General features: G+C 63.6%; 23 protein-coding genes. 6 read left to right on the plus strand and 17 right to left on the minus strand.

Features of this window, described 5'->3' with window-relative positions:
• Window positions 1–16: 16 nt before the first annotated feature.
• The 8 genes from ACZYZ4_RS16910 to ACZYZ4_RS16945 form a co-directional block, all read right to left on the minus strand.
• Window positions 17–1081, minus strand: coding sequence for a nucleoside hydrolase (locus ACZYZ4_RS16910; protein ID WP_463862739.1), 1065 nt, complete (start codon window positions 1079–1081; stop codon window positions 17–19).
• Between the two features lie 11 nt (window positions 1082–1092).
• Entirely contained in the window at window positions 1093–2070 is a 978-nt protein-coding gene (locus ACZYZ4_RS16915) for an aldo/keto reductase (RefSeq protein WP_463862741.1), read from the minus strand.
• A gap of 11 nt (window positions 2071–2081) precedes the next feature.
• Entirely contained in the window at window positions 2082–2645 is a 564-nt protein-coding gene (locus ACZYZ4_RS16920) for a hypothetical protein (protein WP_463862742.1), read from the minus strand.
• Complete coding sequence (locus tag ACZYZ4_RS16925; RefSeq protein ID WP_463862744.1) at window positions 2642–3259, minus strand: DUF402 domain-containing protein; 618 nt, start codon at window positions 3257–3259, stop codon at window positions 2642–2644. The genes ACZYZ4_RS16920 and ACZYZ4_RS16925 overlap by 4 nt, the downstream gene beginning before the upstream one ends.
• Window positions 3256–5229 (minus strand): 1-deoxy-D-xylulose-5-phosphate synthase, encoded by a 1974-nt coding sequence (gene dxs / locus ACZYZ4_RS16930; protein ID WP_463862746.1) that lies wholly within the window; start codon window positions 5227–5229, stop codon window positions 3256–3258. The genes ACZYZ4_RS16925 and dxs overlap by 4 nt, the downstream gene beginning before the upstream one ends.
• Before the next feature lie 129 nt (window positions 5230–5358).
• Entirely contained in the window at window positions 5359–8169 is a 2811-nt protein-coding gene (acnA, locus tag ACZYZ4_RS16935) for an aconitate hydratase AcnA (protein WP_463862748.1), read from the minus strand.
• Between the two features lie 152 nt (window positions 8170–8321).
• Window positions 8322–9737: a class I SAM-dependent RNA methyltransferase gene (locus ACZYZ4_RS16940; RefSeq protein WP_463862750.1), complete on the minus strand. Its 1416-nt coding sequence runs from the start codon at window positions 9735–9737 to the stop codon at window positions 8322–8324.
• Window positions 9734–11710 carry an APC family permease gene (locus ACZYZ4_RS16945; protein ID WP_463862752.1) on the minus strand — a complete coding sequence of 659 codons (1977 nt, stop codon included), beginning with the start codon at window positions 11708–11710 and terminating at the stop codon, window positions 9734–9736. Before ACZYZ4_RS16945 ends, ACZYZ4_RS16940 begins: the two co-directional genes overlap by 4 nt.
• A 118-nt stretch (window positions 11711–11828) precedes the next feature.
• Here ACZYZ4_RS16945 and ACZYZ4_RS16950 point away from each other — a divergent pair, with 118 nt between their 5' ends.
• Both ACZYZ4_RS16950 and ACZYZ4_RS16955 read left to right on the plus strand, forming a co-directional pair.
• The gene (locus tag ACZYZ4_RS16950; RefSeq protein WP_463862754.1) at window positions 11829–12500 is read left to right on the plus strand and encodes a potassium channel family protein; all 672 of its coding nucleotides are present in this window, start codon (window positions 11829–11831) and stop codon (window positions 12498–12500) included.
• Window positions 12500–13249, plus strand: a complete 750-nt coding sequence (locus tag ACZYZ4_RS16955; RefSeq protein WP_463862756.1) for a potassium channel family protein — start codon at window positions 12500–12502, stop codon at window positions 13247–13249. Before ACZYZ4_RS16950 ends, ACZYZ4_RS16955 begins: the two co-directional genes overlap by 1 nt.
• Here the strand turns inward: ACZYZ4_RS16955 and ACZYZ4_RS16960 are convergent.
• From ACZYZ4_RS16960 to dut, 4 genes are all read right to left on the minus strand, one after another.
• Window positions 13216–13968, minus strand: coding sequence for a DUF3159 domain-containing protein (locus ACZYZ4_RS16960; protein ID WP_463862758.1), 753 nt, complete (start codon window positions 13966–13968; stop codon window positions 13216–13218). The two genes, ACZYZ4_RS16955 and ACZYZ4_RS16960, sit on opposite strands and share 34 nt — an antisense overlap.
• Entirely contained in the window at window positions 13965–14327 is a 363-nt protein-coding gene (locus ACZYZ4_RS16965) for a single stranded DNA-binding domain-containing protein (protein WP_463862759.1), read from the minus strand. Before ACZYZ4_RS16965 ends, ACZYZ4_RS16960 begins: the two co-directional genes overlap by 4 nt.
• On the minus strand, window positions 14320–15042 hold the full coding sequence (locus tag ACZYZ4_RS16970; protein WP_463862761.1) for a DUF3710 domain-containing protein: 723 nt from the start codon (window positions 15040–15042) through the stop codon (window positions 14320–14322). Before ACZYZ4_RS16970 ends, ACZYZ4_RS16965 begins: the two co-directional genes overlap by 8 nt.
• Window positions 15043–15147: 105 nt before the next feature.
• Entirely contained in the window at window positions 15148–15687 is a 540-nt protein-coding gene (gene dut / locus ACZYZ4_RS16975) for a dUTP diphosphatase (RefSeq protein WP_463862763.1), read from the minus strand.
• 115 nt (window positions 15688–15802) lie between these two features.
• Between dut and ACZYZ4_RS16980 the strand changes: the two genes are divergently transcribed.
• A complete protein-coding gene (locus ACZYZ4_RS16980) occupies window positions 15803–16291 on the plus strand; it encodes a DUF3093 domain-containing protein (RefSeq protein WP_463862765.1) in 489 nt (162 codons plus the stop codon).
• A gap of 11 nt (window positions 16292–16302) precedes the next feature.
• On the opposite strand, the gene ACZYZ4_RS16985 is transcribed toward ACZYZ4_RS16980, so the two are convergent.
• Window positions 16303–16602: a DUF4193 domain-containing protein gene (locus ACZYZ4_RS16985; RefSeq protein ID WP_463862767.1), complete on the minus strand. Its 300-nt coding sequence runs from the start codon at window positions 16600–16602 to the stop codon at window positions 16303–16305.
• Window positions 16603–16900: 298 nt separating this feature from the next.
• On the opposite strand from ACZYZ4_RS16985, the gene ACZYZ4_RS16990 reads away from it, so the two are divergent.
• Window positions 16901–17443, plus strand: coding sequence for a GNAT family N-acetyltransferase (locus tag ACZYZ4_RS16990; protein ID WP_463862769.1), 543 nt, complete (start codon window positions 16901–16903; stop codon window positions 17441–17443).
• Between the two features lie 140 nt (window positions 17444–17583).
• On the opposite strand, the gene ACZYZ4_RS16995 is transcribed toward ACZYZ4_RS16990, so the two are convergent.
• From ACZYZ4_RS16995 to ACZYZ4_RS17010, 4 genes are all read right to left on the minus strand, one after another.
• Window positions 17584–17904 (minus strand): type II toxin-antitoxin system RelE/ParE family toxin, encoded by a 321-nt coding sequence (locus tag ACZYZ4_RS16995; protein WP_463862770.1) that lies wholly within the window; start codon window positions 17902–17904, stop codon window positions 17584–17586.
• Window positions 17901–18170 carry a ribbon-helix-helix domain-containing protein gene (locus tag ACZYZ4_RS17000; protein ID WP_463862771.1) on the minus strand — a complete coding sequence of 90 codons (270 nt, stop codon included), beginning with the start codon at window positions 18168–18170 and terminating at the stop codon, window positions 17901–17903. The genes ACZYZ4_RS16995 and ACZYZ4_RS17000 overlap by 4 nt, the downstream gene beginning before the upstream one ends.
• A gap of 180 nt (window positions 18171–18350) precedes the next feature.
• Window positions 18351–19082, minus strand: coding sequence for an ASCH domain-containing protein (locus tag ACZYZ4_RS17005; protein ID WP_463862772.1), 732 nt, complete (start codon window positions 19080–19082; stop codon window positions 18351–18353).
• Window positions 19083–19176: 94 nt separating this feature from the next.
• Window positions 19177–19647, minus strand: a complete 471-nt coding sequence (locus ACZYZ4_RS17010) for a hypothetical protein (RefSeq protein WP_463862774.1) — start codon at window positions 19645–19647, stop codon at window positions 19177–19179.
• Between the two features lie 569 nt (window positions 19648–20216).
• On the opposite strand from ACZYZ4_RS17010, the gene ACZYZ4_RS17015 reads away from it, so the two are divergent.
• Window positions 20217–20756, plus strand: a complete 540-nt coding sequence (locus tag ACZYZ4_RS17015; protein WP_463862778.1) for an RNA polymerase sigma factor — start codon at window positions 20217–20219, stop codon at window positions 20754–20756.
• Window positions 20722–21744, plus strand: coding sequence for a CU044_5270 family protein (locus tag ACZYZ4_RS17020; RefSeq protein ID WP_463862775.1), 1023 nt, complete (start codon window positions 20722–20724; stop codon window positions 21742–21744). Before ACZYZ4_RS17015 ends, ACZYZ4_RS17020 begins: the two co-directional genes overlap by 35 nt.
• Window positions 21745–22066: the final 322 nt, after the last annotated feature.

A 22066-nucleotide genomic window follows, 5' to 3' on the forward strand; every position in this document is an offset into this window, starting at 1 on the left:
TGCACTGTTCGGGCCGCTACTGCCAGAAGATTGACCGGTCATCGGGCCCGGATTGGGTGGACAAGCGCGCCGCAAGGCCGCCAACGGACCGTACCAATTCCCGGAACGCCTGCTCCGGGTTGTTGTCCGACACGATCCGGGCATTGGGCGGATGTCCCCACAGCTCCCGGTAGTCAGCCACCGTGGTCCCCATCAGCATGGCGGAACCAACCTCCACGTCCACTGTCGCCGTGCGCGTGCTGTATTCCAGCGTGCCTGCAGCCACGCCGGCCGCGAAGAAGTCGTGGACATGGGCCAGATAGCCCTGATCATAGCGCCGGTGAAATTCAAAGTAGAACCGCAAGGCATCGGACAGGTGCCGCACCAGCGGGTTGTCGGACGTGCTCCTGAGCGCTTCGGGCTGGTCCGGCAGCACGAGTTCATCCACCGCACAGCCTGCAGCCCTGGCCAGCAGCCGCACATGCTCCGGCCGCATTTCGATCCGCTCGGTGGTGTCCAGCGAGCAGACAATGGGCAGCCGGTCCGCCGGCAGGCCGCGGAAAGCGGCATAAACTTCCTTGGCCGCATGTGGATCAACGTGCGTGTTCCACTCTGCCGTGGGCGTCGTGTTCCCCTGGTGATAGAAACTTCCTCCCATGATGACCACCCGTCCCAAGAGTTCGGGCAGCCGCGGCTCACGCCGGATGGCCAGGGCGAAGTTGGTCAGGGGAGCGGTGATCAGGGCCGTCAGCTCACCAGGATGGGCACGTGCGGCCTCCACCCAAACGTCGGCGGCGTGCCGCGGCGATACTGTCCCGGAGGGTGGCGGCAGGACGGCATGCCCGATGCCCTGGGGCCCGTGGGTTTCCGGCGTGGTCACCAGCGGGATGGCGAGCGGAACGTCCGCGCCGACGGCGACCTCAACTTCCGTGCGGCCGCACAGCTCCAGCAGTGCGAGGGTATTGCGTGCTACCTGCTGGGCGCCCACGTTTCCCGGGGATGCCGTCACGGCCAGGAACTCCACCTCCGGCAGGGAAGCAAGATAGGCCACGGCCAGGGCGTCGTCGATCCCGGTATCTACATCCAGCAGGAGCCTGGTCATCGGCGGCGCCCCTAGAAGAGTGCGACTTTGGGGACCTTGGGGAAGATGTCATCCAGTTCCGCAAGCTCCTCCGGCGTTGGCACCCACGCAACGGCCGCCGCATTCTGTTGGATCTGTTCAGGCCTGGTTGCCCCGGCGATCACACTGCTGACGGACGGCTGAGCGGCGAGCCAGGAGAAGGCCACCTGGATCTCGGACAGGCCGCGCTGGTCGGCGAAGGCGCTGAACCGTTTGAGCTGGCCCCAATCGGCGTCGTGCACCAGGTGCGTCCGGGTATGGGTGAGGCGCGTCCCCTCCGGCGCAGTGTCCGGTGAGTATTTTCCGGTGAGGAGCCCGTTCGCCAGCGGGAAGTAGGGCAGGACCCCGAGCCCGTAGGCCTCGGCAGCCGGCGTAACCTCCAGTTCCGCGCGCCGGTCAAGCAGGTTGTAGTGGTTCTGGGTGGAGATGAACCGGGTGCCGCCCGCGGCGCGTGCCACGAACTCAGCCTCGGCGATCTGCCAGCCGGCGCGGTTGGAGTGTCCGATGTACCGGACCTTGCCGCTGGTGACCAGGTCATCAAGCGCTGACAGGGTTTCGTCGATCGGCGTCAGCGGATCTGGGGTGTGGAACTGGTAAAGGTCGATCCAGTCGGTGTCCAGCCGCCGCAACGACGCCTCCGCCGCCCGGATGATGTAGCTGCGTGAGCCCCTGGCACCGAAGTCCCGGCCGTTGGCCCCGCGCATGTCCATCCCGAATTTCGTGGCCACCACGGCCTCGTCCCGCCGGCCGGCCAGCGCCTTGCCCAGCATCGTCTCGCTGAGTCCGGGCTCCCGCCCGTAGCTGTCGGCGACATCGAAAAGCGTCACGCCGGCGTCGAGAGCAGCATGGACGACGGCGTCAGTCCCCGCCTGCGATTCGGTCACCGTGTTGGCGCGGCCCAGGTTGTTGCAGCCGAGCCCCACCACGGAGACGCTCAGCCCGGAGTTTCCTAGGCGTCGGTAGTCAGGCATGGATTTCCCCTCTAGAGGCTGAAGGTGTTGGCAGGCTTCGCAGAGTGCTTGAGTTTGAAGTTCTTGTCCGGTTCGCCGTAGGAGGCGGCCCCGATGCTCAGCTTGGTGAAATCGAGGTCTTCGCCGCGGCTGCAGACCTTGATGGCGCTGACGGCCTTGTTCACGTCGGGGCAGAGGCAGAAGATGTTCAGTTTGTAGTCGCTGAACTCCGAGCGTTCGACGGTTCCCAGGCCGCGCCAGGCCAGGTGGCTGATGAGGGCGTCTTTCGCCTTTTCCTCAAGGTAGCGGTCACGGTCGGTGCCCTCCTTGGTTTTCAGGGCAAACTGCGCCACCACCCAGTACTGGTCCTCGTCGGGGATTTCGGCGAAACCGTCCTCTGCGCACTGCACGGCAAAGGCATCCATGAGGCCCTCCACCGCAGCGGCATCGGCCACATCGGTCTCTTCGGTTTTGCTCTGGTGCCCAACAACGCCGTAGTTCATCACAAACTGGCTGTAGTCCTCGTCGAACCAGCCTTCACGGAAGTGCAATATTCCTTCGTCGTCCCGTTTGTAGACCCTGATGATTCCGCTCATGACCGTCCCTTCGTGAACCATTCAACGTCTGTTCCGTCGAATGGTGCGTGCTGTGCCTTGACGGCCTGATAAAGCTCATCCGCGGCGGCCTGGATGTCATCCACCAGCCGGTCCGGGTAATTCATGGCGATGCGGTGCTCGGCGAACTCGTCCTGGTCATCGATAAAGACGCCCCGGCCGGCCATGCGGATCACGTCCAGGTCCATGTCGATCACATGGAACTCGGCGACAGCCGGCCGGATGTCCGTCCACTCGTGGGCGACGGCGAGATCAACGTAGACCCTGACCCTGCTGGGATGGGCGTCGTCGTAGAACGTGGCCACCCAGTCTCCGGACCGCGGCACCAGCAGCACGGCGTCGGACGCTGTGTAAAAGGCAGCGCCCGGGCGCGAACAGAATTCATTGGTTCCCTGGAAGATCCACCAGCCGTGCCGGTCTTCGCCGAGGTACCGCCCCGGGACCACCCAGTGGGCTTTTCCGTTCCATTTCCGGTTCCTGGCCACCACCAGCTGGCCCGGCTGCAGTCCCGCGGGAACGCGGGTGGTGCTGGTATGCCTCACCGGAACCGTTTCCCCGACGGCGGCCGGATACTTCAGTGCGTCTTCTTCCCTCACAGGATCGGCAGGCTGCCGGTGGTGGGGTGCTCTTGGCCTGGCAGGGGGCGCGCGAAGGGGACCTTTGTGCCCAAAACCTGGGCAACGACGTCGTGCGTGATCTGCTGGGCCGTCAGCCCGACGCGCTCCAGCACCTGGCTGCGCGTGCCGTGGTCCAGGAACTCGGCAGGGAGCCCCACCTCGTTCAGGGCGGTGTCAACGCCCGCTGCGCGCATTTCCTGCCGGATCCGCGATCCGACACCGCCTGCCCTGACACCATCCTCGATGCAGATGACCAGCCGGTGGTGGGAGGCCAGCGCAATGATGGAACGCTGTACAGGCAGCACCCAGCGCGGGTCCACCACGGTGGTGCTGATGCCTTGGGCGCCCAGGCGGTTGGACACGTCCAGGGCCAGTTCGGACATGGCTCCGACGCTGACGATCAGGACGTCGTTTTCGGTGGACCCGGCAGGCCGGCGGGCCAGCACGTCAACACCGTCGCCCAGCCGTTCGATGGCCTCCACTTCGGCGCCCACGGTGCCCTTGGAGAAGCGCACCACAGTGGGGGCGTCGTTGATGGCCACGGCCTCGCGCAGCTCTTCCCGCAGCCGGGAGGCGTCGCGCGGCGCGGCAAGGTGGAGTCCGGGAACGATCTGGACCATTGCCATGTCCCACATGCCATGATGGCTGGCCCCGTCCGGACCGGTGACACCGGCACGGTCCAGGACGATGGTGACGCCGGCCTTGTGCAGTGCCACGTCCATCAGGAGCTGGTCAAACGCACGGTTCAGGAAGGTGGCATACACGGCCACCACGGGGTGGAGCCCGCCGAAAGCCATGCCGGCGGCGGACGTCAGCGCATGCTGCTCGGCAATGCCGACATCGATCACCCGGTCCGGGTGCTTGGCCGCAAACTTATGCAGGCCCACGGGAATGAGCATGGCCCCGGTGATGCCCACAATGTCGGGGCGCTCATCGGCGATCTTCGCGATCTCGTCCGCAAAAACAGACGTCCAGGACTGTGCCCCGGAAACTCCCGTCGGTTCACCCGTTTCCGGATCGATAATGCCGACGGCGTGGAACTGGTCCGCTTCATGGGCCCGGGCCGGGGCGTAACCGTGGCCCTTTTCGGTCATGGCGTGGACAATCACCGGGCCGGCGTAGTTCCTGGCCGTGGACAGTGCGTGCTCCATTGCCTGCAGGTTGTGGCCGTCAACCGGGCCGATGTACTTCATGCCGAGGTCTTCGAACATGCCCTGCGGCGCCCACCAGTCCTTGATGCCCTTTTTCATGGCATGCAGGCTCTTGTAGGTGAACTGGCCCACGGGGCCGCCGTTCTGAAGTTTCTTCTTCCACCAGTCCAGCGTGCCCTCATAGGCAGGGGCGGCGCGGAACGAGTCGATGGTGGGGCGCAGTGAGGCGAGGTAGTCCGCGAAGCCGCCCACCGTGGGGGCATAGGAGCGGCCGTTGTCGTTGACGACGATCACCACGCGGCGGCGCTTGTCCGCCGCAATGTTGTTGATGGCTTCCCAGGCCATGCCGCCGGTCAGCGCCCCGTCTCCGACGACGGCGACGGTGTAGCGTTCCGACTCGCCTGTGAGCTGCCTGGCTCGGGAGATGCCGTCAGCCCAGGAGAGGGAGGAGGAAGCATGCGAGCTTTCCACAATGTCATGCTCGGACTCGGCGCGCGACGGGTAGCCGGACATGCCGCCCTGCTGGCGCAGGGTACTGAAGTCCTGGCGGCCGGTGAGGAGCTTGTGCACATAGGACTGGTGGCCCGTGTCGAACACGATGCTGTCCCGGGGCGAATCGAAGATGCGGTGCACGGCAAGGGTCAGTTCCACAACGCCGAGGTTGGGGCCGAGGTGTCCACCTGTCTGGGAGACGTTGGTGATCAGGAAACTCCTGACCTCAGCGGCCAGCTCTTCGAGCTGGTCTTGAGACAGCTGGTTCAGGTCCTGCGGATTCCGGATGGTGTCCAAGATTCCCAATGACCCCTCCTTCGGGTGGTAGACGTGCCTGTTAACTCTAACGCCTGGCGGAAAATGCAAAGCCGAAGCCCCGGCTGGTCCGTGACCGGCCGGGGCTTCGAAAGAGTACTGCGTGGGTTCAGATTCCGGCTAGTTGGCGGAGATCTGGCGCAGGACGTACTGCAGGATGCCGCCGTTGCGGTAGTAGTCGGCTTCGCCCGGAGTATCGATGCGGAGAACTGCATCGAAGGACTTGGCGGAGCCGTCTTCAGCGGTGGCGGTGACCTTGAGGGTCTTGGGCGTGGTGCCTTCGTTCAGGGCAATGACGCCCTCGACCGCGAAGGTTTCCGTGCCGGTCAGGCCCAGGGTGGCTGCGGATTCTCCGGCCGGGAACTGCAGGGGCAGGACGCCCATGCCGATCAGGTTGGAGCGGTGGATACGCTCGTAGCTCTCGGCGACGACGGCCTTGACGCCCAGGAGGGCGGTGCCCTTCGCTGCCCAGTCACGCGAGGATCCGGAACCGTATTCCTTGCCCGCCAGGACCACCAGCGGGGTGCCGGCTGCCTGGTAGTTCTGCGCGGCGTCGTAGACATATGCCTGCGGGCCGTCAGCCTGGGTGAAGTCGCGGGTGAAGCCACCTTCGACGCCGTCCAGGATCTGGTTCTTGATGCGGATGTTCGCGAACGTGCCGCGGATCATCACTTCGTGGTTGCCACGGCGTGAGCCGTAGGAGTTGAAGTCCTTGCGCTCAACACCGTTCGCCAGCAGGTACTGGCCGGCGGGGGTGTCCGACTTGAAGGAACCGGCCGGGGAGATGTGGTCGGTGGTGACCGAATCGCCCAGCTTCAGCAGCACGCGCGCGCCGGAGATGTCCTGGACGGGTTCCGGCTGCGCCTTTATGCCGTCGAAGTACGGGGGCTTCCGGACGTAGGTGGAGTTCGGATCCCAGGCGAAGGTGTCGCCGGCCGGGGTGTCGAGCGCCTTCCAGCGTGCGTCGCCGTCGAAGACGCCCTCGTAACCGCGGGCGAACATGTCCTTGTCGATCGAGGAATCGATGACCTGCTGGACCTCAACCGGGTTGGGCCAGATGTCCTTCAGGAAGACGTCGTTTCCGGCTTCGTCCTTGCCCAGGGAATCGGTGTCGAAGTCGAAGTCCATGGAGCCGGCCAGGGCGTACGCGATGACCAGCGGCGGGGAGGCCAGGTAGTTCATCTTCACGTCCGGGTTGATCCGGCCTTCGAAGTTGCGGTTACCGGAGAGCACCGCGGTGACGGAGAGGTCGTTGGCCTGGATGGCCTCGGAGATTTCGGCGTCCAGCGGGCCGGAGTTGCCGATGCAGGTGGCGCAGCCGTAACCCACGATGTAGAAGCCGAGCTTCTCCAGGTACGGGGTCAAGCCCGACTTGTTGTAGTAGTCGGTGACAACCTTGGACCCGGGAGCCACGGAGGTCTTGACCCAGGGCTTGGACATCAGGCCCTTGTCGACGGCGTTGCGGGCCAGCAGGGCTGCGGCCAGCATCACCGACGGGTTGGACGTGTTCGTGCAGGACGTGATCGAGGCGATGGATACCGCGCCGTGGTCCAGTTCGAACTCGCGGCCGTCTTCAGTCTTGATGTGCACCGGGTTGGACGGACGCCCGTGGGCGCCGTCCGCTGCGGACACAACACGGCTGGTCTCGATGGTGTGCGAGTCGGCGTGCGTGAACGACGGGGCATCCGATGCGGGGAAGGACTCGTCCAGTGACTCGTCCACGCTGCCGTCTTCGATGGCGACGTAGTTGTGGATGTCCTTGCGGAACTGTTCCTTGGCATCCGTCAGCTCAATGCGGTCCTGGGGACGCTTGGGGCCGGAGATGGAGGGAACAACCGTGGACAGGTCCAGCTCGAGGTACTCGGAGAACTTGATCTCGCGGGAAGCATCGTGCCAGAGGCCTTGCTCCTTGGCGTAGGACTCCACGAGTGCCACATTTTCGTCCGAGCGGCCGGTGAGGCGCAGGTAGTCCAATGTGACGTCGTCGATGGGGAACATTGCGGCGGTGGAGCCGAATTCCGGGCTCATGTTGCCGATGGTGGCGCGGTTGGCCAGCGGCACTGCCGCAACACCTTCGCCGTAGAATTCCACGAACTTGCCCACCACACCGTGCTTGCGCAGCTGCTCGGTGATGGTCAGCACCACGTCCGTGGCGGTGGCGCCAGCCGGAATGGACCCGGTCAGCTTGAAGCCCACAACACGCGGGATGAGCATCGAGACAGGCTGTCCCAGCATGGCCGCTTCGGCTTCGATGCCGCCAACGCCCCAGCCCAGGACACCCAGGCCGTTGACCATGGTGGTGTGCGAGTCGGTGCCGACGCAGGTGTCCGGGTAGGCACGAAGGACGCCGTCGATTTCGCGGGTCATGACCGTGCGGGCCAGGTATTCGATGTTGACCTGGTGCACAATGCCGGTTCCCGGGGGAACAACCTTGAAGTCGTCGAAGGCGGTCTGGCCCCAGCGGAGGAACTGGTATCGCTCGCCGTTGCGCTGGTACTCGATCTCCATGTTGCGCTCCAGTGCGCCGGAGTTACCGAAAGCGTCGATCTGCACGGAGTGGTCAATAACCATTTCCGCAGGAGCGAGGGGGTTGACCCGCTTGGGGTCGCCGCCGAGTTCCTTGACCGCTTCACGCATTGTCGCCAGGTCAACCACGCAGGGGACGCCGGTGAAGTCCTGCATGATCACGCGGGCAGGCGTGAACTGGATTTCTGTATCGGGCTGGGCATTGGGATCCCAGCCTGCCAAGGCACGCACGTGATCGGCCGTGATGTTCGCGCCGTCCTCGGTCCTCAACAGGTTTTCAAGCAATACCTTGAGGCTGAACGGAAGGTTTTCTGCACCTTCAACGGAGTTCAACCGGAAAATTTCGTATTCGGTTCCGGCTACATTAAGTTTGCCTTTTGAACCGAAGCTGTCCACAGTGCTCATCGCAGGACTCCTCTCGCAACAGTTTCATCTTTGTCGCGCGGTAGACCGCTTTCTAGTTAGGCAGGCCTAATTAGTGCTGGCCACAAAAATTGCAGGAGGTCAGCCGTGAATACGGGGCGCGACGTGGGATTACTACCGCCATCCTAGTAGCATCACTGACCCGGCGTCAGTAACGCCACCGTCTCCAGGTGGTGGGTGTGCGGGTAGAGATCAAAGGCCCGCAGGCCCGCCAAGGACCAGCCTGCCTGCTGGAAGTACCCCAGGTCCCGGGCAAACGATGCCGGATCACAGGACACGTAGGCGATGGCGCGGGGCCCGGCAGCGATCAGCTGGCTGACCACGGGCTTCCCGGCGCCCGCCCGGGGCGGATCCAGCACGATGGCGTCGAAATTCCGCGGCTTTTGGCGGAGGACACGTTCCACCCGGCCGTGCTCGATCTCCACCTGCGGCGCACCGTGAAGGTTCTTGCGGGCGTCCCGGCTGGTTCCCGGCGCACCTTCAACCGAGAGAACGGACCCGGTCTCCCCCACCGCGTCGGCCAGCGGAGCCGTGAATAGCCCGGAGCCGGCATAGAGGTCGGCAACCACGGAACCCGGCGCCAGAAACCCGCCAGTGTGGAGGAATTCTGTGACGGTCCCCACAAGTGTCCCGGGCGCGTCGCGGTGGATCTGCCAGAAACCTGCGCCGGTGACCCGGTAATCATGGCCGGCTGCCGACTCCTGGACCCAGGTCCGGCCCCGCAGCTGCGCAACTTCCCCGGTCAGGGGGTCGAAAGTGGCCACGGAAACGTCGTCCGGAAGCTGGGCTGCGATGGCGCTGAGCCGCTTGGGTTTGGTGCCGGGAGCGGGCGCCAGCAGCACCAGTGGGCGTGAACCGTTCGACGGCGCCGCCACCTCGACGCGTTCGATGCCTGTCAGGTCGATGTCCCACAAGCGCAGCCGGTTGATGCGCTCCGTTGCGAGCGGCATCTCCCGGACAGGAATGATGTGGTCAGAACGGTGCGCGTGCATGCCCAGTTTTCCGCCCGGCGTCACCGAGAAACTGGCGCGCGTCCGCCACCCGAGGCCAGTGCCGGCGTCGTACTTTGAATCCGTCACCAGGCCGGAATCCGGCCCGCCCGCGTCCACTGCCTCAACGAGGTTTCCGACGTCCAGCCCGTCGGGCAGGCGTTCGACGGCGGCGAGCCGCTGAAGCTGTTCGGCCAGTACCGCCGACTTGAGCGCGCGTTGGCGGCCCAGCGAGATGTGGCCGAATTCGGCTCCGCCCACCGGCGGATGCCCGTGGGCCCAGGCGCGGAGGGAGTCCGCCGGGCGCCAGAAGTGCTCCACCCGGTCCGGGGAGGCGTCCAGCACCTCGACAACGTCGGCGCGCCAGAACTTGGCTGACTCCCCAGCGTCGGTGAGGCGGGCGCGTACTTTTTCGCCGGGGATGCCGTGCCGGACAAAGATGACCCTGCCCTCGTGCCGGGCCACGCAGTGGCCGCCGTGGGCCACCGGACCGACGTCGAGCACCAGTTCGGTGGGGGCTGCCGTGGCAGCTGCGGAGTTGGTCTGGGTGTGGGGGTTCATCGGATATCCTGCATGTTTTTGGCTTCTTCGGACGATTTCAACTGCCACGGGACACTGGCCACCATCACGCCAGGTTCAAAGTGCAGCCGGGTTTTGATGCGCAGCGCTGTCTGGTTGTGAACCAGCTGTTCCCACCATTTACCGACCACGTATTCGGGGATGTAGACCACGATCAGGTCACGGGGGGAATCACGGCGCATGTTCTTGACGTATTCCATGATGGGTGTGATGGTTTCCCGGTACGGGCTGGCGAGCACGGTCAGCGGCACGGGGATCTCCAGCTTTTCCCAGTCGGCAACCGTGTGCGCGGTTTCCGCTGCGTCAATGTCCACCGTGATGGCGTCCAGCCGCGACGGCCGCGAGGCCCGTGCGTAGGCCAGGGCGCGCAACACAGGCTTGCGCACATGGGACACCAACAGTACCGCGTGCACCCGGGTTGGCAGGGCCCGCGGCGACGAATCCTCGTCCACGGCCAGCTCCTTGGCCACATTGTCGTAGTGCGCCCGGATGCTCCACATGATCAGGAACAGAATGAACATGGCCAGCAGCGCGATCCACGCGCCTTGCTGGAACTTGGTGATCAGGACGATCACCAGCACCAGGGCCGTCATGCCGAACCCGATGCTGTTGATGGTGCGGGACTTCACCATCCGGCGTCGGGCGGTTTTGTCCTTGGCGAGCTTGAGGTGCCTCCCCCAGTGCCGGATCATGCCCAGCTGGCTGAGGGTAAAGGAGATAAAGACGCCCACGATGTAGAGCTGTATCAGTTTGGTGACATCGGCGTTGAACGCGAGGATCAGCACCAACGCTCCGGCGGCCAGGGCAAGGACACCGTTGCTGAATGCCAGGCGGTCTCCCCTGGTCCGCAGCTGGCGCGGCAGATAGCCGTCCTGGGCCAGGATGGAACCCAGCACAGGAAAGCCGTTGAAGGCGGTGTTCGAGGCGAACACCAGGATCACTCCGGTGGCGGCGACCACGATGTAGAACAGGATTGATCCCGGGCCGAAGATGGTCTGGGCGATCTGGCTGATGGCCGGACTCTGGATGTAATCCTCCGGCAGCGGCAGGCCGTTCATCAGGAATTCCGTCGCCGGATCCAGCACAATGTGCACCTTCGTGGCGTTGGCCAGGAAGATGATGCCGGCCAGCATGGACGAGGCGATTACGCCGAGCAGCAACAGCGTGGTGGCCGCGTTTTTGCTCTTCGGTTTCTGGAAGTTCGGCACACCGTTGCTGATGGCCTCAATGCCGGTCAGCGCGGCGGCGCCGGAGGAGAACGCCCGGAGCAGAAGGAAGGCGCCGGCCAGGCCCACCAGCCCTTCGTCGAAACCGGGAGCCGGCACAATCTCGAAGGCCGCCGACGGCGCTTCGCCCAGCTGGCCGGTGGCGGCCTGGAAGATGCCCACCGCTGTCATGCCGAGGATCGCCGCCATAAAAATGTAGGTGGGGACGGCGAAAACGCTGCCGGCTTCCTTGATGCCACGGAGGTTGACGAGGGCAAGGATTACGACGCCGATGGTGGCGAACAGGGCCTGTTGCCCATGCAGGGACGGCACCGCCGTGGTGAGGTAGGTGGCCGCCGAGGACATCGAGACGGCCACCGTCAGGACGTAGTCCACCAGGAGCGCCGAGGCCACAGTCAGCCCGGAAAACTTGCCCAGGTTTTCATTGGCGATCTCGTAGTCTCCGCCGCCGGAAGGGTAGGCGTGCACGTTCTGCCGGTAGGACGCCACCACCGTCAGGAGGACCACCATGACGGCCAGGCCCACCCACGGCGAAAAGGCGACCGCACTGACGCCGGCCAGGGCCAGGGTGAGCAGGATTTCATCGGGGGCATAGGCCACCGAGGACAGTGCATCGGAAGCGAAAACCGGAAGTGCTATCCGTTTGGGGAGCAAGGTATGGGGGAGCCTGTCATTCCTGAAGGGCCGGCCCACCAGCACCCGTTTCACGGCATTCAATATTGTCAGCACTCCACAAAGCTAGTCTGATTCCCCGTCCATGTCATGACGGCGCCCGGGCGGCTGGAGCACGCGCGCTGCCGGTAGAGTTCTAGCAGCAGCAACAGGCTACGGAAGTTGAGGAGATACGGTGGCGCATTTCGTGATCATGGGATGTGGCCGGGTAGGGGCCACCTTGGCGCACACGCTGGAAGACGCCGGTCACTCCGTCGCCATCATCGACCAGGATGACCGCGCGTTCCGCCGGCTTCGGCAGGGCTTCACCGGACGCAAAGTCACCGGGGTGGGCTTCGACCGGGACACGCTCCAGCAGGCCGGCGTGGCCGAGGCCTACGCCTTCGCCGCCGTTTCCAGCGGTGACAACTCCAACATCCTGGCCACCCGTGTGGCGCGCGAAACGTTCCACGTCCCCCACGTTGTGGCCAGGATCTACGACCCCGGCCGGGCAGAAATCTACCAGCGGCTCGGCATCCCCACCGTTGCCGCCGTCCGGTGGAGCGCAGACCAGGTATTGCGCCGCATCCTGCCCGAACAGCATCTCGCCGGCGATTTCCGCGAACCTTCCGGCCGGCTGGTCCTCGCCGAAGTGGACCTGGACGCCAGCTGGATCGGCCACCGGATCAGCGAGGTCGAAAAGGCCGCCGACATCCGGGTGGCATACCTCACCCGGTTCGGCGAAGGCATGCTTCCCGAAACCGGGACTTCGTACCAAGACGGCGACACGGTCCACGCCATGCTGCCGGTGGACCGCAGTTCCCAGGTCGCCCAGATCCTGGCCAAAGCACCCGCCAAGGAGTTGTAGTGAAAGTTGTCATCGTCGGCGCCGGCAGCGTCGGGTCATCGATCGCCCGGGAACTGCTGGCCCACAAGCACGAAATCCTGCTGATCGACCTCAAGCCTGAGGTCATCGGGCGCAGCGGGCTGCGCGGCGCGCATTGGCTGGTGGGCGACGCCTGCGAGCTCAGCACCCTGCAGGGAGCGAAAGTGGAGGATGCCGACGTCGTTGTTTCAGCCACGGGCGATGACAAGGTGAACCTGGTGGTCTCGCTCCTGGCCAAGACCGAATTCGGTGTGGGCCGGACAGTGGGCCGGGTCAACAACCCCAAGAACGACTGGATGTTCAACGACTCCTGGGGCGTGGACGTTGCCGTCAACACCCCCCAGCTGATGACCGCGCTTGTGGAGGAAGCGGTGGAGATCGGCGACCTGGTCCGGCTCCTGACGCTGCAGACCGGCGTCGCTTCGCTGGTGGAGTTCACGGTGCCGCACGATTCCCACGTCATCGGCCTGACGGTCGGCGGCATCCAATGGCCCGAGGACGCCACGCTGGTGGCAATCCTCCGGGACCACGCGCCCATCACTCCCAGCCGTGACGACGTCATCGATGGCGGCGACGAACTGTTCTTCGTCACCACCATCGCGGCCGAGGACCACTTGCGTGCGCTGCTGTCACCCGAATCAGCCGAGGAGCCGGCGGAGGACGCCGGTGAGCCCGAAGGCGTGCAGCCTGCCGAAACTCAGGCGCCGGAGGACGACGGCTTCGACGGCTGATCCGACGGCGGGGCATCGGCGTCCGCCGGTACCGGCCGGGTGACCAGCCACGCGGTCCAGACGCCCAGGATATAGAGCGGCGCCCCCATGATCAGGCGGGTCGTGGCCAGGGCCGCCAGTCCGTCCTCGCCCATCAGGTACAGGGGTACCTGGACCACCAGCCGAAGTACCAGGACTGCCACGATGATCCACGTACCCAGGCGGTAAGCCTTAAGCCGCGCGGGGTCCTTGCGCCAATCCAGCCCTTCGTTGCGGATGATCCCGAACAGCAGGCCGGCCACCGGCCACTTGATCGCGATGGAGATCACCATGGCTAGGATATAGGCGATGTTGGTGAAGAAGCCCGGAAGGTAGAAATCCTCAGCCTTGCCCGTAGTGTTGGCGAGCCAGGCAGAGATGCCCACCCCCACCACTCCGGCGAGGGCCTGGGTCAACGGACGCCGCTGGACGAGGCGGACCACCGTAAAGACGGCAGCGGAGGCCAGCGCGGCCACCAGCGACGGCGTCAGGTCCCGGGTGATGGTAAAGGCGATCAGGAAGACCAGACCGGGCACAATGCTCTCGGCGATGCCCTGGATCCCGCCGGCGCTCTTGAGGACATCGATCCGGCCGTCATGGGTGCGGTGCAGGCCGGCTTTGGCTGCATAGCCCTCAGCAAGACCCTTCGCGACGGACGGTTCGGGCTGCTTGGACGGCTCGGGCTGCTGGGGCGAGGTCATTGGTTCTCCTGGCGGGAAAGTATTTCATAGCGGGGATTGAACATGGTGGGCAGGCCATGGCTTTGGGACAGCATGCCCTCGAGGCGGACTTCGGTCCCGGTAGCGATGCCCGGCACCCTGCGCCGCCCCAGCCAGACAACACGCAGCCGGCCGCCCCTTCCCTGGGCGGGTTTGGCGCCGGACTGGCGAATGTCGGGGTCCGAGACAATGGCAGTGAAGGCGGCGTTCTGGTCTGCGGGCATGTACGTGACCGACTCGATGTGCCCCTGGCACACCACCCTGCCCCGTTCCGGCAGCCGGCTGACCGGCATCCCCGCGTCCGGGGAGGAGTCCGAGGGACCTTGGCGGGAATCAGCCAATCTGGGTGGTTTCCGGACCACGTTCAGGGCCCTTGAAGTCGGGTGCAGCGGGCGGCGGGGTGACACTGGCATCCTTGGGCAGCCGCAGTTGAAGCAGGTCCCGGGGCGGCATGGGGCTGTCGCCCCGGATGACCACAATCTTGCGGAACAGGGACTCAAGCGGTGCCGCTGCCTCGCGCTCCATCGCTGCCGCACCGCCCAAGACTCCGCGCAGGAACCATCGCGGACCGTCAATGCCGATGAAGCGCGCCACCCGGTAGCCCTGGCTGCCGTCCTGCGCACCAGCGGGCAGTTTGGCGATCAGTTCGGTTCCGAAGCCACCCTGGACTTCTTCAACCTGTCCGCCCTGGCTGCCCACGGACTGACCGATCTGTTCGCGGATCTCGTCCCACAGTCCCTCGGTCTTGGGTGCAGCGAACGCCTGCAGCTGAAGGCTGGAGCCGTTCAGGTCCATGGTCACGGCGACCACGCGCTGGGTGGCTTCCTCAACTTCGAGCCGGAGCTGAAGCCCTTCGCTCGGGGCGATCAGCAGCGCACCGAGGTCAACGTAGCCGTCGCGGCTGGAGACCTCGGAAACATCAAAGGGACCCGTGGCCCGACGCCCGTCGTCCGCCGAAGCCATGTCAGCGGACTCCGTTGATTCCGCTGAGGCCCGGGATTCGTCCGGGTCGGCCGATTGGTCCTTCTTGGATTTCCTGCCGAGCCCAAAAACCATGGGGTTTGTCTCCTTAGTTGTGAAAGTGACTCGCCGGCCCGGAGGTCCCGTCGGAAGTCTTGACTGCCGCGGGCAACCACCGTTGGTTGCCGCCGTCTGCGGGTGTCAGGCGTTTGGCGAGGTGAAGCCGCCGGTGGATCCGAATCCGCCGGCTCCCCGCACCGATTCGCTCAATTCGTTGACGGGGACAAACTGCGCATATTCCACCCGCTGGATCACCATCTGTGCAATTCTATCGCCGCGCCGGAGCTCGATGGCGTTCCTGGAATCGGTATTGAGGAGGGTCACTGAAATTTCCCCGCGATAGCCGGCATCCACGGTGCCGGGCGCATTGACGATGGTCAGTCCGTGCTTCGTGGCCAGGCCGGAGCGCGGGTGGATCAGGGCAACAAAGCCGTCCGGCAGTGCTATGGAAACACCCGTCGCCACCATCTTCCGCTCCCCCGGCGCCAGGACCACATCTTCCCGGGCCCGCAGGTCAGCCCCTGCATCGCCAGGGTGGGCATAGGACGGTGCCTCCAAGCCGGCGTCGAGCATTTTCAGCTGCACCTGCAGCGTCGGGGCACCGTAGGCGGCGGTATCCGGTGCAGCGCCGGCCAGCTCATTGTCAGGAACGGTTTCAACAGTGGCAAGTTCGTCAGTCACAATCACTCACTCTAACGCCCAGCCGCAGTTCCGTCCTAGATTCAACGGGACGCCGTAGGCCAAGGCAGGATGAGCCCAAGATGAAATAGCCAGCCAAAGGTGGAAAGCTGGTGGCATGCCCGAATCCAGCTCCACTGCGCCCGTCCCTGACGCCCCCTCTGCCGGCACCCCGGCAGTTTTCCGGGAGAGGCTGTGGCCGAACGTCTGGATCTGGGTCATCGCGGCGGGGATCTCCGGTGCCGGGATCCTCGTTTTCGCCCCGATCAGCATGGCGGCGGGCTACACGGCCGCCGCCGTCCTGTTCACCATCATGGCTGTCCTGCTGGTGCTGTCCACCCCAACCATCATGGTCACCAGTGACGCCTTGACGGTAGGACGTGCCACCATCGAGCGCCGCTTCGTCGGCGAAGTGGCACCGTTCCACGGCAAGGACGCCACCGCCCAGCGGGGTACCCGGCTCAACGGCCTGGCCTACCTGTGCATCCGTGGCTGGATCGACCCGGTGGTGCGGATCGAAATCACCGACCCGTCAGACCGGACCCCCTATTGGCTGACGTCGTCCAGGCGACCCGAGGAACTCACTGCCGTGCTTTCGCGGAAATAGGCACCCCCGTGTCAGCCCTCACACTCCTTGCAGTAGAAGCGGCCGTCTTTCTCCCGCGCAATCTGCGAACGGTGCCGGACCAGGAAGCATGAGCAACACGTAAACTCGTCCGCCAGTGGAGGCACCACCAGAACCAGCAGTTCCTCGCCGGACAAGTCCGACCCGGGAAGCTCGTAGCCTGCGGCCAGGTCGCTTTCGTCCACATCAACCGCGGCCGTAGGGATGTCTGATCGCCGGGTTTTTATGTCCTCCAGCGATTCCTCGGTGAGGTCCTCTTCGGATTTTCGCGGCGCATCGTAGTCGGTGGCCATCTCGGCTTAACTCCATTCCTTTCCGGTCAGCGGGTGACACCCTTGATAACGCCGGGCGCCTCCTGTTTGTGCCCCGCGCGTGTGACTTTCGGCGCTATTTGGCGGTGTTTTGTGATCGCTAAATGGCGTCAAGAGTCGGGGGAGCGAGGGCGTGCCTAATCCCTTCGTCTCGTATCTCTAAGGTTTCGAGGCGCAGAGGTTTCGAGACACCAAGATGGAGTAGGAACAGGGGCGGCCGCCCTCAGACGGAACCCTCACCGGGACATCATTGGAGGTAGGCCACGAGTACAGTTGACTGGTGTTTGAACCGCGCCAGCTCAGTGAGAATGTCTGCATGCGCACCTTGCGCTCGAGTGATGCGTCAGCGCTTGCCGCAGCGTACGTCCGCAACCGTGAGTACCTTTCCGCTTGGGAGCCGGTGCGTCCCGAGGTGTACTACACCGAAATGTGGCAGGCAACGGATATTGCGAGTCGCCTTGTTGCGGCTGATACCGGGGAAGGGTACCCCCTAGGGCTATTTGCTGGCGATGCCCTGATCGGCAGATTCAACTTAGCGGGCATCGTGCGTGGACCGTTCCAAAGTGCAGGGCTAGGGTACTGGGTGGATGGCGCTTACGCGGGCCGTGGACTGGCCTCCGCTGCCGTCCAGACGATTGTCGAAACGGCACGTGACGTGCTTGGGCTGCACCGCATAGAAGCGAGCACTCTCCTGCACAATGCCGGTTCGCAACGGGTGCTGTTGAAGGCGGGCTTCCGGCAGATCGGGATGGCTCCACGGTACTTGAAAATTGCCGGCAAATGGCAAGACCACAACCTTTACCAAGTTGTCCTTCACGAATAAGACCCTCCACAACGTCCAGCGCTCTCCACGACACCTCCCATTCCGTTTGAGGATCCAACTGAGGAACGCTTAGCGGAACGCGGTGTGGAAATCCCGTCGTGCCGATGGGTCAGCCGCTTGCCCGGAGACGAGAGGTGGGGTCAACGATCCTGTTGCGGTTCGCGGAGCATCTGCTCGTGGTCGCGGCCGCCGTAGAAAATACCGACGATTGCCACGGTCTCATTCAGGATGGCGTAGGCGATCACGACGCGCTTCCTGTAACCGATCGTCCTCAGCCCAGGACGGAGGTTCTCCCTCGCCAACCCACGGTACGGGAAATCGGTGAGACCTTCACAGAACAAGACGATCGATTCAGTGAAGCCTGCCGCATTGGCGGGAGACCCAGCATCGGCGATGAAATCGTAAAGCTCCTCAAGCTGTTGCAGTGCTTCGCGCCGGAATACAACCCGGTAATGAGTCACTGCTGCTTGTCATGCTTCGCCGAAAGCCGCGCGCGCACTTCGTTGACGCTCACCACAGCGGAGGGATCGGCCACGAGTGCGTCATAGGCACTGACAACCTCCTCGCGAAGCCAAGACTCGAGCACCTGGTCGCGCGCGAACAACGTTCGCAAACCATCACGGATAACTTCGCTCTCACTCGCATATGCGCCCGAGCTCACGCGCTGGCGCAAGGCATCGGCCATCTCGTTCGGAAGGGTAATGCTCAGCTGGCGTGTCGTGCGCATGGTCGCTCCAAATTTCGTCTCAGTAGGACTAAATCCTACGCGCTTTAGCTGCGGGTGAGTAGTAAAATTCCGGGACTGACGTGCGAGTCGCGCGTTGAGGACGCAGGGCAGTGGACGTGGCTCCGACCTTCACCCGTTTCTGGAAGCGTCAGGTCATTCGCAAGCCCGCAACCCGAACCCTCACCGGGTGGTGGTGTTCTGTGATTCCTCGACGCGAAAGTCTGCGATGTCGACAAACGCGTCGGCCGGCATGAGCGGGTAGTGCCGCCGAAGACCTTCGACGTAGCCTTCGACACTTTCGCCTTCGGCAAGCCGGAGACGTCCGGCAGTCAAGTCCCCAACGCGATACCGCTGGACCTCAAGAATCTGCCCACGCAGTGGCGGGTGCGCTTCATCATCCTCAAAGTAGAAGATCGCCGGTCCGGGGGATATTTGCTCATCCCATCGGACCGAGGAAGTCTTCTTTCCACTCACAATTCCGTCGTAATAGCGCTTGTTGAAGCGTAAAACTCGCTGGGCATCCCCATCAGGAAAGAAGTACGTATCTGCAAGGAGTTTCGCGATGGGACGCATTTGGGGCCCAGCCGGGGATGGAACGGCAACTAGTAAATCTGGATGCAAATCGAGCATCACCTGACGACAGCGGCCACACGGTGGAATCAATCCGCGCCCTCCATCTCCGGCGGCTGCCATCGTTACCAATGGCCCAGCTTGGGCGGTGGCAGCAACACCTAAGGCGACGAGCTCGGCGCACGGGCCACCGGTGAAGTGGTGGACATTCACTGCCCTATGTATGCGGCCGTTCGTGTCCATCGCGGCGGCCGCAACAGTATGGTTTCCATCGCTACCGAGAGTTCTGGCCAAGCTTTCGGCTGCCTCGATCACCCGACGTTCTGACTCCAAAGGTTCCATGGATGCAGCCTTTCACAAGTGATCAGCGCATCTGAGCACCGCCCTTAGCCGGCGCTGTTGCGGAACCTTGAACGGGACAAATGGTGCCAAACCTTCAGTTTGAGAAGGTCGCGTCCCTGGCCAGAGCGACCCCCGTTTCGCTCATTTCGTCTGCGAGCTTCAACACGTCGTACATTCCCAGCTGCATTTCCTTGCTGAATGCGGTAATTCGGGTTCCCTTGTCGGTCGCATCGATCATGAAATGAATGCGGGGTTGTTGCTTCAGATGCTTGGCTGCGTCACCATGGCGCCATTCTCCGTGCCACTCTCGGCCGATTTCCACCCAGACATTAGACCGCGCAACCTTCGTGACCAGCCCCTGTTGGTCAAACACCCTTGCCAAGACGTCCACGGCATCCTGCTGGGATAAGGCGGTGGTCCATTGCTCCTCACTCCGGAAGTGGTGCCGGCCAGGGCCAAACTGCAGCATGATCATCAGGGCCACCAGATTGGGCCCCAACGCAATTGCATCCACCTGACCAGGATCAGCGAGTAACAGCCAGGCAAACGCCCCAATGGTGAACAAAACAACGATGAGGAGTAGGGCTCTCCTCCACCTGCTCGGAACAAATACTAGATCCCCGGCGCCAAACCTGCCGACGGCTAGGAAGGCTCCTAGCCCGATACTTAGGAGTGCCTGGACCACGGCGATGATGGTGGGAACTATGTCATTTCTAGGATCCGGTCCAGCAATCAGGACAATGATCACAGATAGGACGGCGAGCCCGGCCATGACCAAGCCCGCACCAATCCGGATCCTTCTATCGCGCCCAGATGTATCCATGGACCACTGTCATGGGGACGTTGTCCTCGTGTCAACTGGGGAACCCTCTACGGGAGGTCTTCGGTATGACGCTGGCCCCTCCTGATTTTTCAGTTTTCTCCGCGACGCGACCCGAGGCCCGCGTCGCATTGATGCGAGGCCTGGGAAGCTGAATTCCCGCGTTTGTGGACGTCATTTTCGTGTCCTGCCTACTCTCGGAATGGCCCCGGCTAAGCTTCCGTGAACTCTTTTCCTCCGAAGGGGCAATACATCTTGTGACGACCGACAGTGAACTAATCCATAGATCTCGCGATGATCCCCAAGCCTTCGCGGTGCTGTACGACAAGTATTGCCGCCCAGTGCACCGATACGCGGCGACCAGGGCAGGTGACTCCATTGCCGATGACGTTATGTCGCAGACCTTTTTGATCGCCTTCGAAAGCCGGGAGTCCTTCGACCACGAATGGGAGGACGCCAGGCCCTGGCTCTTCGGTATCGCAACCAACCTGCTTCGACGCCATCACCGCGCCGAAGCAAGAAGGCTCAAGGCATTCGCCCGGGCAGCCGGCCGGGATAGCTACGGCGACGGAACGGACCGCGTTGCCGAACGACTTGACGCCGCCGCTGCGACGGCGAACCTCGCTACGGCCATGCGGAAGCTCGCCCCCGCCGACCGGGAATGCCTCCTGCTCTACGCCTGGGCTGACCTCACTTATGAAGGCATTGCACTGGCAACAGGAGTGCCAGTGGGCACCGTCAGATCACGGCTCAACAGGGCCCGACGCATCCTCCGTGATGCAGCCGCCCTCCACCACATTGATGACAAGGAGATTGATCATGAACGAGCTAACGCTCCTGCAGGCAATGCGTGACAAGACGCTTGTGGCCAGCGACGCCGCGGTAGAAGAAGGGCGCAGGGAGCTGCTCCACCGCATCGACCCTTCCCTGCCACATCACCGCCCAGCACCCCGCCGACGGACTGCTATGAAGATCGGAATTGCTTCCTTAGCGACAGCTGCAGTTGTGGCCGCTCTCGTCGCGGGTGACGTAGTTGGCCCTACAGGCTGGCGCGGTGCCGCAACAGCCCAAGCAGCACAAGTACTCAACGATGCCGCGCAAGCCACTATTGAAACCGCGGACCCCGTGGTGAACCCAGGGCAGTACCTGAAAATTCAGAGCAGCAACCTTTGGGGCTCTTTCTCAACCGACGAAAAGGGCAAGGAATATCAGTGGCTCGACACGGAGCACATGACCATGTATATTCCCGCCGACCGCAACGGTGAGTGGGTGTGGGAACGATCAGGGCGGATCCCAACAACGTTCTTTGACGCGGCATCCAAAGAACATGCGCTTAGTATCCAGACGAACGAACCCAGGGGATATGTACTGCGAGGAGCAAACGGCGGCTTCTACGGGTCACCACCTGATCAATCCGGATTCCCCTCGCCCGACTACCTGAACTCCCTCCCTCGCGACCCGCACATGCTCCTAAACAACATCTTCAAAAGGACGTTGGGACAGGGCCAATCCACAGACGGCGAGGCACTGGTCTTCATTGCCGACCTGCTCCGCACGGGCATGGTTCCAGCAGATCTCCGAGCCGCTCTGTACAAGGCCGCAGCACTGATTCCAGGAGTCACGGTCACGGATGATCAGGCCACTCTGAACGGACGCAAGGGCATCGCAATCGGACGCGTGGAGGAAGCCTCACATGCGCGACAGGACATCATCATCGACTCCAAAACCGGCCTACTCATCGGCGAACGCCAGGTTCTAACCCAAGCACAAGGGACCATTCCAGCCGGAACTGCCATTACGTTGACGACCATCGAAACCTCAGTGTCCGACACCGCACCTTAGGACCCAAGGCCTAGTGCGACCCACAAAGACCGCAGGCAACAGCGTGACCCTGTTCTTGGAACCGGGACCCGCTGTTGCCTGCCGCTTGATGTTGGAGCTGTTACCAGTTCTGCATGGCGAACCCTAAGCGGAACGCCGCCGTTCCCGTTCTCCTAGTGATTGCCCTCCGTGGAAGGGACTGCCCCGGCTTTTGTTGACTCGGGGTCCTAGGCCGCTATGAGCGCGGTCCGGTTGATTGTTTCATATTCGATCGGCGTGAGTTTTCCCAGCCGCCTTTGCCGTCGCCGGCGGTGGTACGTCCTTTCGATCCAGGTGGTGATCG

Source organism: Pseudarthrobacter adonitolis (assembly GCF_055412845.1).